We start from the raw sequence: 11,279 nt of genomic DNA, 5'->3' as shown, positions 1-11,279 counted from the left end.
CGACTGCCCGGCCGACTGCCCGGCCGCGGGGGCCTCAGCGGCCGGCGCGGCCGAGGCCTCGCCCCCGCCACGACCCTCGAACCAGGTCAACAGCACCTCGCGGGTCACGCCGGACTGGGCGCTCTTGATCTCCACGCCGATCCCGGACATGGCGGCGAGGAACTCCTTGCTGGTCATGCCCACGGCCTTGGCGGCCGCGTGTGCGCGCATCCTCTCGGGTAGCGCATTGAGATCGTCGATTGTCAGGTTCGGATCCGACACGTGTCTCCTCTGGCCGGACTCCGGGCGCGATCACGTCACCGTCTCCGGTGACCCACGCCGCCGCACGGGGTCGGGCGTTTCTGGTCTCGGCCCCGCCTGAGCGGGGGCAATGTCTTATAGTCCGCGGAACCGATCTTGATCGGCCACGGGTGGCGGGCGCCCGTTCCGGGGTGGACTGGTAGACCACGCGCCAGGATGAGCTCCGGCCATTCTCCCACATCTGGGGTCCGAACGTCGTCGCGCGGGCACCACGAACACAGAACGCGCCCGCCGGTAGGAGAAACCGGCGGGCGCGTCAGGCGTTCGGAGCGTGAAGCCGCCCCGTGGGAACTACGGGATCAGGCCAGGCCCGGGAACCAGAGTGCGATCTCGCGGGCCGCGGACTCCTCGGAGTCCGAACCGTGCACGAGGTTGAACTGCGTCTCGAGGCCGAAGTCGCCACGGATCGAGCCCGGCGCGGCCTTCTCGACCGGGTCGGTGCCGCCGGCGAGCTGACGCCACGCGGCGATCGCGCGGGGGCCCTCCAGGACACCGGCGACGACCGGGCCGGAGGTGATGAACTCGAGCAGGTCGCCGTAGAACGGACGCTCGGCGTGCTCGGCGTAGTGCTCGGCCGCGGTCTCCCGCGGCACCTGCCGCAGATCCATGGCGGAGATCGTGAGGCCCTTGGCCTCGATGCGGGCGAGGATGGTGCCGGTCAGGCCACGCTCGACGCCGTCGGGCTTGATGAGGAAGAAGGTTCTCTCGGTCACGAGCACAATGCTACAAGCTGACGGCGCCCCGGCTCGGCCGGGTCGAGATCAGTCGTGCTGGCTGGGCAGGAAGCCGCCGGCGATCCGCCTGCTCAGGTCCCGCCGCAGGTACAGGATGTAGCCCCACACTGCCGCGAACATCAGTCCGCACACGCCCATCGACCAGTGGACGATCCAGCCGGGGAAGACGGCCAATCCCGCCAGGACCACGTTCATCGGGATCGCCCAGGGCCGCCGCTGCAGACCCGCCGCGACCAGCATCGCGATCGCGAGCAGGCTGACGAACCACACCTTCCAGGTCTGGAAGTGGTCGCCCCCGTCGAGGCGGGCGATGACCGTGAGCACCAGACCGATCACGATGGCCTCGAGGAAGAGGGTGCCGGCCATGATGCCGCGGAGCCCCTTCCACGGATCCACCGACGGAGCGTGCGCCGCTGCCGGATCGGTCTCGGGGCCGGCGCCGGCGCCGGTCTCGGGGTTGGTCACTGTGCGTCCTTTCCGAACAGGCTTCGTGCGGCCCCGGCGGTCACCACGGAACCGGTGACGAGGACGCCGACGCCGGAGACGTCGTCATCGGCCGTCGGGTCGGGCACCCCCACCAGGTCCAGCGCGGCACTGACCGCATCCGGCAGCGTCTCCACGACGTGGACGCGCTGCGAAGTGAACCGCTCCTCGGCGATCCGCGCGAGCTCGGCGAGCTCCATCGCGCGCGCCGAGGCGGTACGGGTGACGACGACCTCCTCCACGACCGGCTCGAGCGCGGCCAGGAACGCATCGGCGTCCTTGCCGTCGAGCATCGCCACCACCGCGACCAGCCGCTTGAAGTCGAACTCGGAGGTGATGGACTGCGCGAGGGCTCGCCCGCCGTGCCCGTTGTGCGCGGCGTCCACGATCACGGTCGGACTCGAACTGAGGCGCTCGAGCCTGCCGGGGTTGTCCACGGCGGCGAACCCGGCGCGGATGAGCTCGGGGTCCAGCATGCGGTCGGGTCCGGCACCGAAGAACGCCTCGACGGCGGCCAGTGCAGTGGCGGCGTTCTCGGCCTGGTGCTCGCCGAACAGCGGGAGGAACACGTCCGTGTACTCGCCGCCGAGGCCGCGGAGGGTGAGCTGCTGGCCGCCGACGGCCAGCTTGCGGTCGACCACGTCGAACTCCGAGCCCAGGCGTGCCACGACGGCACCCACCTCGACGGCCTGCCGTAGCAGCACCTCCATCGCCTCGGGTTCCTGCCGGCCGATCACCGCGACGGGGTCGCGGGGCAACAGGTCGTCCGTGGGTGCCGGTTGGATGATCCCGGCCTTCTCCCCCGCGATCTGCGCAAGGTTGTCGCCCAGGTAGTCGGTGTGGTCCAGGCCGACGGGGGTGACGACGGCGACGGTCGGCCGCACCACGTTGGTCGCGTCCCACGTGCCACCCATTCCGGTTTCCACCACGGCCACATCGACCGGTGCGTCGGCGAACGCCGCGAAGGCCATCCCTGTGAGTACCTCGAAGTAGCTCATCCGCGGGCCGCCGGCCTCCTCGGAGCGCTGGTCGACCATCTCCAGGTAGGGCTGCAGTTCGCGGTAGGTGTCCACGAAGGTCCGGGCGGTGATCGGCTCACCGTCGAGGGCGATGCGCTCGGTGACGCTCTGCAGGTGCGGGCTCGAGTTCCGTCCCGTCCGCTGGTGCAGGGCGCGCAGGAGGGCGTCGATCATGCGGGTGACCGACGTCTTGCCGTTGGTGCCGGCCACGTGGACGACCGGGTACGCGTGCTGGGGGTCGCCGAGGACTGACATCAGCTCGGCGATCCGGTCCAGACTCGGCTCGAGCTTGGACTCCGGCCACCGGGTGGTGAGCTCCTCCTCGACCGCGGCCAACTCGGCGGTATCGGCCTGCCACTCCGGGCTGCCGACCTCGGGGATCGGTCGGGGCGGCAGATGGTCGTCGCCGTCGTCGTCCTCGTCCCCGGGCAGGGGCCCACCCAGGGAGACCCCGGCCACGAGGCCGTCCTCGCCGAGCAGGTCGGCGACGTCCTCCTCGGTCGGGGTGTCCCACCCCTCCTCGGGGTCGTGCGGCGGGAGCCATTTCCGATCACTCACGCCGATCAGCTCCCGGCCGGCATGGCCTCGAGGCGGGCGCTGATGCGCTCCACCTCGGCCTCGGCCAGGTCTCGCCGTCCGCGGATCTTCTCCACCACGTGATCGGGGGCCTTGCCGAGGAACGCCTCGTTGCCCAGCTTCGCTCCGGTGGTCTCCAGTTCCTTACGCGCCGACGCGAGGTCCTTCTCCAGGCGGCGACGCTCGGCGGCCAGGTCGATGGTGCCGGAGGTGTCGATCTCCACGCCCACCGTCGACAGCCCCAGCCGGACCTCGAGCGAGGCCGTCGCGGTGAAGTCCTCCTCGGCCGGCGTCAGCCGCGCCAGGGAGGTGACCTGCTCGAGCAGGTCGGCGGGCAGGTCCGCGTCGTCGGTGCGGGTCAGTCGAGCGGGGACCCGCTGGCCGGGCTTGAGCCCCTGGTCGGAGCGGAACCGGCGGATCTCGGTGACGAGATTCTGCGCATCCGACACGCGTCGGACCGACACCTCGACGTCCGCCGAGGGGGCGACGTCGGTGGGCCAGTCGGCGACGACGAGCGACTCACGCCCGGTCAGCGCCACCCACAGGGTTTCGGTGACGAACGGGACCACCGGGTGCAGCATGCGCAGCACCACGTCGAGGACGTGGCCCAGGACGAGTCGCGTGTAGCCGGCCCGATCGGAGGAGCGGGCCTCGTCGTCGCCACCGAACTGGACCTTGGCCAGCTCCAGGTACCAGTCACAGACCTCGTCCCACGCGAAGTGATAGAGCGTCTCGCACGCCTTGGAGAACTCGTACCGCTCCAGCGCGTCGTCGACCGACACGCGGACCTCGCCGAGTCGGTGCAGGATCCAGCGGTCGGCGTCGGTGAGTTCGGAGGAGGTCGGCAGCGTCCCCACGGTGGCGCCGTTCATCAGGGCGAAGCGGGTGGCGTTGAACAGCTTCGTGGCGAAGTTGCGGGAGGCCTGGGCGGAGTCGTCGCCCACGGACAGGTCGCCGCCGGGATTGGCGCCGCGGGCCAGTGTGAAGCGCAGGGCGTCGGCGCCGAAGCGGTCCACCCAGTCCAGCGGGTCGATGCCGTTGCCCTTGGACTTGGACATCTTCTGGCCGTGCTCGTCGCGGACCAGGCCGTGGAGGAAGACGTCGGTGAACGGGACCTTGCCCGGTGCGGCCTTCTCGCCGGTGAGGGTCTGTCCCACGAAGGTGCCGAACATCATCATCCGCGCGACCCAGAAGAACAGGATGTCGTAGCCGGTGACCAGAACGGACGTGGGATAGAACCGCTCCAGGTCCGTCGTCTGCTCCGGCCAGCCCATGGTCGAGAACGGCCACAGCGCCGAGGAGAACCACGTGTCGAGGACGTCGGTTTCCTGGGTGTAGCCGGCCGGTGCCTCCTCGTCCGGTCCGACGCAGACGACCTCTCCCTCGGGTCCGTACCAGATCGGGATCCGGTGTCCCCACCACAGCTGGCGGGAGATGGTCCAGTCGTGCATGTCGTCGACCCAGTCGAACCAGCGCGGCTCCTGGCTCTTGGGGTGGATCACGGTGTCGCCGTCGCGCACCGCGTCGCCGGCCATCCTGGCAAGTTCTTCGACGCGGACCCACCACTGCAGGGACAGTCGCGGCTCGATCGGCTCGCCGGAACGCTCGGAGTGGCCCACCGAATGTAGGTACGGGCGCACCTCCTTGACGATCCGCCCCTGCGCGGCCAGGTCCTCACGGACGGCCTTGCGTGCCTCGAAGCGATCCATGCCGTCGAAGCGGGTGCCCGTATCGGCGATGTGGCCGGTGGCGTCCATGATCGTGGGCATCTCGAGCCCGTGACGCTGGCCGATCGCGAAGTCGTTCGGGTCGTGGGCGGGCGTGACCTTGACGGCACCGGTGCCGAACTCGGGGTCGACATGCTCGTCGGCCACCACTCGCATGGTCCAGCCCTCGCGGAACGGGTGCGGCAGTTCGGTGCCGACGAGGCCGGCGTAGCGCTCGTCGTCCGGGTGCACCGCGATCGCGGTGTCGCCGAGCATCGTCTCGAGGCGGGTGGTGGCCACCACCAGGTGCGGCTCGGAGTCGTCCATCGAGCCGTAGCGGAAGCTTACGAGCTCCCCCTCGACGTCCGCGTACTTGACCTCGATGTCCGAGATGGCGGTCTGGAGGGTGGGTGACCAGTTGACGAGCCGCTCGGCCCGGTAAATCAGGCCCTTGTCGAAGAGCTCCTTGAAGATGGTCTGCACCGCGCGCGACAGGCCCTCGTCGAGGGTGAACCGCTCGCGGGACCAGTCCACCCCGTCACCGAGTCGGCGCATCTGCTCGCCGATCGTGCCGCCGGACTCGGCCTTCCACTCCCAGACCTTGTCGATAAAGGCCTCGCGACCGATCTCGTGTCGGTCGATTCCCTGCTCGCGGAGCTTGCGATCCACGAGGGTCTGCGTGGCGATGCCGGCATGGTCCATGCCCGGCAGCCACAGCACCTCGAAGCCCTGCATCCTCTTCCGGCGCGTGAGCACGTCCATCAGGGTGTGGTCGAGCGCGTGGCCCATGTGCAGGCTGCCGGTCACGTTCGGCGGCGGCAGCACCACGGAGTAGGCCGGCTTGTCGCTGGAGGCGTCGGCTTCGAAGAAGCCGGCGTCCACCCAGCGTTGATACAACTCCGCCTCTACCTCACCTGGATTCCAGGAGGCGGGCAGGGCGTCCGCGCGGTCTGTGTTCGGGGCGGGAGATGCTGGAGTCGTCACCCGCCCATCGTAGGCCGTGAGCGCGCGGGCTCGACACACGCCGTGGTCTCCGGCTCCACTCCCACCGCTGGGCCGACCGTGCCGACTCGGCCAGGCAGCGTCAGTCGACCAGTCCCAGCGCGTGGACCTGGTCACGCTCGTCGACGAGTTCGGCCACCGACGCGTCGATCCGTGGCCGCTGGAACTCGTCGATCTCCAGGCCCTCGACGACCTCCCACTCCCCGCCGTCACTGCGGCACGGCAGTCCGGTGACGACACCCGGGACCGTCCCGTACTCGCCCTTGGACGGCAGGGCAACGGTGGTCCAGCTGTTGTCGGGGGTGCCGCGGACCCAGTCGCGCATGTGGACGATGGACGCCCCGGCTGCCGAGGCCGCCGACGAGGAGCCCCGGACCTCGATGATCTCCGAGCCCCGCTTGGCGACGCGCGGGATGAACTCGTCGGTGAGCCACTGCTGGTCGAGCCCCTCGGTGACGGGGACACCGCCCCGGGTGAGGTAGCTGACATCCGGGAACTGGGTGGCCGAATGGTTTCCCCACACCACGACGCGGTCCAGCTCGCCCACCGGCGCGCCCAGGCGGGTCGCGAGCTGGCTCAGTGCCCGGTTGTGGTCCAGACGCATCAGGGCGGTGAACCTCTCGGCGGGGACGTCGGGGGCGTGACGCTGGGCGATGTAGGCGTTCGTGTTGGCGGGATTGCCCACCACCAGGACGCGCACGTCATCGGCCGCGTGATTATTAATGGCTCGGCCCTGCCCACGGAAGATCGCCCCGTTGGCGGTGAGGAGGTCGGCGCGCTCCATCCCCGCACCGCGGGGGCGTGCCCCCACGAGGATCGCGGCGCTCGCGCCGTCGAAGCCCACGGCGGGGTCATCCGTGATGTCGATGGAGGCCAGCGCTGGGAACGCGCAGTCCTCGAGTTCCATGGCCACTCCCTCGGCCGCGCCGGTGGCGGCGGTGACCTCGAGCAGTCGCAAACGGATCGGCACGTCCTTGCCGTAGACGCCGCCCGCGGCGAGCCGAAAGAGCAGTGCGTAGGCGATCTGACCGGCGGCGCCGGTGACGGTGACGGTGACCGGGGCGGAGGTACTCATGCGCGTGTTCAGATCCTTTGGGAAGAGACGACGACGGGGCCGGTCCCCACAGTAGTGAGGATCCGACCCCGTGTTCACCGCTCCGCGAGCCGTACACCCGTTGTTCCCCGACCGTCTGCCGGGGCGCTCGCGGAGCCGGCACACTGCGCGCGCCGCGCGGTGGGCGACAGCATGCGCGGCTATCTCATTCGTGGACCTGCGCGTCGGTCTTCTCGCGGACCTCATCGAGGGTGACGTCCGGCGCGAGTTCGACCAGCTGGAAACCCTTGTCGGTGATGTCCAGGACGCACAGGTCGGTGACGACCCGCTGGACGCATCCGCGGCCGGTGTAGGGCAGCGTGTTCTCGGCCATCAGCTTGATGTCGCCCTTGCGGGTGACGTGGTCCATCATCACGATGACCTTGCCGGCACCGTGGACGAGGTCCATCGCGCCGCCCATGCCCTTGACCATCGCGCCGGGGATCATCCAGTTGGACAGGTCGCCGGCCTGCGAGACCTGCATGGCACCGAGCACCGCGACGTCCACGTTGCCGCCACGGATCATCGCGAACGAGTCCGAGGAGCCGAAGAACGCGGCGCCCGGGGCAGCCGTGATGGTCTCCTTCCCGGCGTTGATCATCTCGGGATCAAGCTGGTCGCGGGTGGGGTACGGCCCGACGCCGAGGATGCCGTTCTCGGAGTGGAGAGTGACCTGAACGCCCTCGGGAAGATAGTCCGGAATGAGGGTCGGCATGCCGATGCCGAGGTTGACGTACTGGCCGTCCTGGAAGTCGGCGGCGATGCGGGCCGCCATCTGCTCGTGGGTCCAGCTCATGACCGGTCCTCCCCCTTGCTGCTGAGCTTCTCGATCTCGATGCCGGTCTCCTGGCGACCGACCTCGACGAGACGCTGGACGAAGATGCCGGGAAGGTGCACGTCGGCCGGGTCGATCTGACCGGCGGGGACGATCTCCTCGGCCTGGACGATGGTGATGCGCCCGGACATCGCGGCATCCGGGTTGAAGTTGCGAGCCGTGCCGTAGAACTGCACATTGCCGGCGGTGTCCGCCCTGTGGGCGTGGACGAGGGCGAAGTCGGTGACGATGGAGCGCTCGAGCACGTAGGTCACACCGTCGAACTCGCGGGTCTCCTTGGGCTCGGAGGCCTTGGCGACCCCGCCCTTTCCGTCGTACCGCAGCGGCAGGCCGCCCTCGGCGACCATCGTGCCGACGCCGGCCGGGGTGTAGAACGCCGGGATCCCGGCACCGCCGGCACGCATGCGCTCGGCGAGCGTGCCCTGCGGCGTGAGTTCCACCTCCAGCTCGCCGTTCAGGTACTGGCGGGCGAACTCCTTGTTGGCGCCCACGTAGGAGGCGGTGGTCCGGGTAATGCGCCCGGCCTCGAGAAGTTTGCCGAGGCCGAAGCCGTCGGTGCCGCAGTTGTTACTGACAGTGCGGAGATCGCTGGCCCCCTGCTCGAGGAGCGCATCGATGAGGACGGCGGGGATGCCGACCAGACCGAAACCCCCCACGGCGAGGGAGGCGCCGTCCGGGATGTCCGCGACCGCGTCGGCGGCCGAGGCGAAGATCTTGTTGGTCATGTCACAGACCGTAGCCGATGTTCGCAGTTTGTACAAGCGTTCGCAATTCGCACATTTGGCGCGTATTATGGCCCGTATCACTGATCACACCTCCATTCTCGCGAGAGAGCCAAGAAAGGACCGATCCATGCCTGCCACCCTGTCGTACGAGGTCAGCGGCCCCCGGTCGCCGGAGATTCCCGTGGTGGTCCTGCTCGGCTCCCTGGGCTCGGACCGACGGATGTGGGACGGCCAGGTCCGCGATCTGCAGGCCGACCACACAGTCGTGGCCGTCGATCACCGCGGACATGGCGACTCGGAGGTTGTGCCCGGCCCCGCCACGATCGCCGACTTCGCGGGCGATGTTCTGGCCCTGCTCGACTCTCTCGGCGTCGACGGTTTCCACGTGGCCGGACTGTCGATGGGCGGCGCGGTGGCCCAGTGGCTCGCCGTGCACGAGCCCTCCAGGGTGCAGTCAGCGGCCTTGCTGTGCACTGCGGCCCGGTTCGGCGAACCGTCCGGCTGGATCGAGCGGGCGGCGGCCGTCCGCGAGGGCGGGATGGAAGCGGTCGCCGACGCCGTTGTGGCGCGGTGGATCACCGCTGACCGCGCCGAAGCCGAGCCCGAGCTCGTCGCGAGCCTGCGGGCGATGATCACGGCGACCGATCCCGAGGGCTACGCCGCCGCCTGCGACGCTCTCTCCGGGTGGGACAACCGGTCCGATCTGGGCCGGATCACCTGCCCGACGCTCGTCCTGGCCGGCGAACAGGACCCCTCCACTCCGCCGGAGGTCCTGCGCGAGATCGCGGACGGCGTGCCCGGATCGACGTTCGTCACGCTCTCCCCCGCCGCCCATGTGCCCACGGTGGAGATCCCGGACCAGGTGTCGGAGACACTTCGCCGGCATCTGGTCGAGGCCGCGAAGGCGGGGCGGGCATGACCGCCGCCGACACGAATCCCGGCACCACCCCGAGCACGGACCACGATTCGGCAAGCGCGCCCGAGCGGACCGCCTCCCCGGACTTCGTCCAATCGCTCGCCCGTGGCCTCGCGGTGATCACCGCCTTCGACGCGGACCACCCCCGGCAGACCCTCAGTGAGGTCGCCCGGACCACCGGCCTGACCCGCGCCACCGCGCGGCGTTTCCTGCACACGTTGGTGGAGCTCGGCTACGTCGACACGGCGGGAACCAGCTTCTGGCTGACCCCGCGGGTACTGGACCTGGGCTACAGCTACCTGTCCTCGATGCCGCTGTCCGAGCTCGCCCAGCCCCATCTGGAAAAGCTCAGCGCCCGGCTCGACGAGTCGTCCTCCGTGGCCGTGCTCGACGGCTCCGACATCGTCTACGTCAGCCGTGTGCAGGTCCGGCGCATCATGAACATCGGCATCACTATCGGCACCCGCTTCCCTGCGGTGTCCACCTCGATGGGCCGCGTCCTGCTCGCCGCACTGCCGGATGACGAACTCGACCTCCATCTCCAGCAGGCCGATCTGCCGGCGATCACCGCCCGCAGCATCACCGACACGACCGGTCTACGGGCGGAACTCGCCGAGATCGCCGAGCGCGGCTGGGCCCTGGTCGACCAGGAACTCGAGCCCGGGCTGAGGTCGCTCGCCGCACCCGTCCGCGACCGCGACGGGCGCGTCGTGGCCGCACTGAACGTCTCCACGCACGCCGCCCGGTACTCGATCGAGGAACTGCGCGGCGAGCTGGTTCCGGCGGTACTCGATGCCGCGCGAGCCCTGTCCTCGGACCTGGGCACCGTCAACCGATAAGGCCACCAGAGCTCGCGCCCCGGCAATCACGTCCCGGCCCCACCGCCAACGAAGCCCCCGCCCTTCAATCCCCGCCTTCGACCCCCACCTTCACTCCCCCGCCCTTCGATTCACAGCCCCGCACAAAGGAGAAACCATGCGTGACGTCGTCATCTGTGAGCCACTTCGTACCCCGGTCGGCCGCTTCGGCGGCGTGTTCCGCGACATCGACGCCAACACCCTGGCCTCCGACCTGCTCACCGCCCTGGTCGAGCGGACCGGACTGACCGGAGCCGACGTGGACGACGTGATCCTCGGTCAGGGCTCCCCCAGCGGCGAGGGCCCGGCGATCGGCCGCATCGCGGCCCTGGACTCACCGCTCGGCATCGACGTGCCCGGTATGCAGCTCGACCGTCGCTGCGGCTCCGGCCTCCAGGCCGTCATCACCGGCGCCCTGCAGGTCGCCTCCGGCGGAGTGGACCTGGTGGTGGCCGGCGGCGTCGAGTCGATGAGCCAGGTCGAGTTCTACGCGACCCCCACCCCCCGCTGGGGCATCAAGGGGGACGGCGTGCAGCTCGTCGACCGTCTCGGCCGCGCCCGCACCACCGTGGGTGGCCGCTCACACATCATCGACGGCGGCATGATCGAGACCGCCGAGAACCTCCGCCGCGAGTACGGGATCGGCCGCGAGGAGCAGGACCGGCTGGCCGTCCAGTCGCATCAACGCGCGGTTGCGGCCCAGCAGTCAGGAGTGTTTGACGAGGAGATCGTGCCCGTCAACGTACCCCAGCGCAGGGGCGACGACGTCGTCGTCGACACCGATGAGCACCCCCGTGCCGACAGCACCGTCGAGGCCCTCGCGGGGCTCCGCCCCATCATGGGGCGCGCCGACGCCGAGGCCACGGTGACGGCGGGCAACGCGTCGGGACAGAACGACGGCGCCGCCATGGCGATCGTCACCACCGCCGACAAGGCGGCCGCGCTCGGCCTGACCCCGTTCGTGCGCCTGGCGTCCTGGGCCGTCGCGGGAGTCGCGCCGGAGACCATGGGCATCGGCCCCGTCCCCGCCACG

11 protein-coding genes are annotated in these 11,279 nt (G+C 70.0%); 3 read left to right on the top strand and 8 right to left on the bottom strand.

Translation table 11 applies throughout. The features are described 5' to 3' along the window. The 8 genes from G6016_RS00855 to G6016_RS00820 form a co-directional block, all read right to left on the bottom strand. A partial coding sequence (locus G6016_RS00855) for a hypothetical protein (protein WP_187354200.1) occupies window positions 1-261 on the bottom strand: 261 nt, incomplete at its 3' end. A gap of 338 nt (window positions 262-599) precedes the next feature. Further along, window positions 600-1,013 (bottom strand): nucleoside-diphosphate kinase, encoded by a 414-nt coding sequence (gene ndk / locus G6016_RS00850; protein ID WP_182630822.1) that lies wholly within the window; start codon window positions 1,011-1,013, stop codon window positions 600-602. 48 nt (window positions 1,014-1,061) lie between these two features. Beyond that, entirely contained in the window at window positions 1,062-1,499 is a 438-nt protein-coding gene (locus G6016_RS00845) for a DUF4233 domain-containing protein (RefSeq protein WP_338403462.1), read from the bottom strand. Next, window positions 1,496-3,094, bottom strand: coding sequence for a bifunctional tetrahydrofolate synthase/dihydrofolate synthase (gene folC / locus G6016_RS00840; RefSeq protein ID WP_380022893.1), 1,599 nt, complete (start codon window positions 3,092-3,094; stop codon window positions 1,496-1,498). Before folC ends, G6016_RS00845 begins: the two co-directional genes overlap by 4 nt. Window positions 3,095-3,099: 5 nt before the next feature. Beyond that, entirely contained in the window at window positions 3,100-5,802 is a 2,703-nt protein-coding gene (locus G6016_RS00835) for a valine--tRNA ligase (protein ID WP_182630821.1), read from the bottom strand. 100 nt (window positions 5,803-5,902) lie between these two features. After that, window positions 5,903-6,895, bottom strand: coding sequence for a malate dehydrogenase (locus G6016_RS00830; protein WP_182630820.1), 993 nt, complete (start codon window positions 6,893-6,895; stop codon window positions 5,903-5,905). Window positions 6,896-7,079: 184 nt separating this feature from the next. Beyond that, window positions 7,080-7,709: a 3-oxoacid CoA-transferase subunit B gene (locus G6016_RS00825; protein ID WP_182630819.1), complete on the bottom strand. Its 630-nt coding sequence runs from the start codon at window positions 7,707-7,709 to the stop codon at window positions 7,080-7,082. Further along, window positions 7,706-8,473: a CoA transferase subunit A gene (locus G6016_RS00820; protein WP_182630818.1), complete on the bottom strand. Its 768-nt coding sequence runs from the start codon at window positions 8,471-8,473 to the stop codon at window positions 7,706-7,708. The genes G6016_RS00825 and G6016_RS00820 overlap by 4 nt, the downstream gene beginning before the upstream one ends. A 127-nt stretch (window positions 8,474-8,600) precedes the next feature. Here G6016_RS00820 and pcaD point away from each other — a divergent pair, with 127 nt between their 5' ends. The 3 genes from pcaD to G6016_RS00805 all read left to right on the top strand — a co-directional run. Next, window positions 8,601-9,392 (top strand): 3-oxoadipate enol-lactonase, encoded by a 792-nt coding sequence (gene pcaD / locus G6016_RS00815; RefSeq protein WP_182630817.1) that lies wholly within the window; start codon window positions 8,601-8,603, stop codon window positions 9,390-9,392. After that, entirely contained in the window at window positions 9,389-10,228 is an 840-nt protein-coding gene (locus G6016_RS00810) for an IclR family transcriptional regulator (RefSeq protein WP_182630816.1), read from the top strand. Before pcaD ends, G6016_RS00810 begins: the two co-directional genes overlap by 4 nt. 136 nt (window positions 10,229-10,364) lie before the next feature. Then, window positions 10,365-11,279: acetyl-CoA C-acyltransferase (locus G6016_RS00805; RefSeq protein ID WP_182630815.1), on the top strand; the 915-nt coding region annotated here is incomplete at its 3' end.

This window comes from Dietzia aerolata, from assembly GCF_014144865.1.
In the GTDB taxonomy this organism is placed as follows: Bacteria; Actinomycetota; Actinomycetes; order Mycobacteriales; family Mycobacteriaceae; genus Dietzia; species Dietzia aerolata.
The sequence above is the reverse complement of the archived record's forward strand: the minus strand, read 5'-3'. Positions and strand labels throughout refer to the sequence as shown.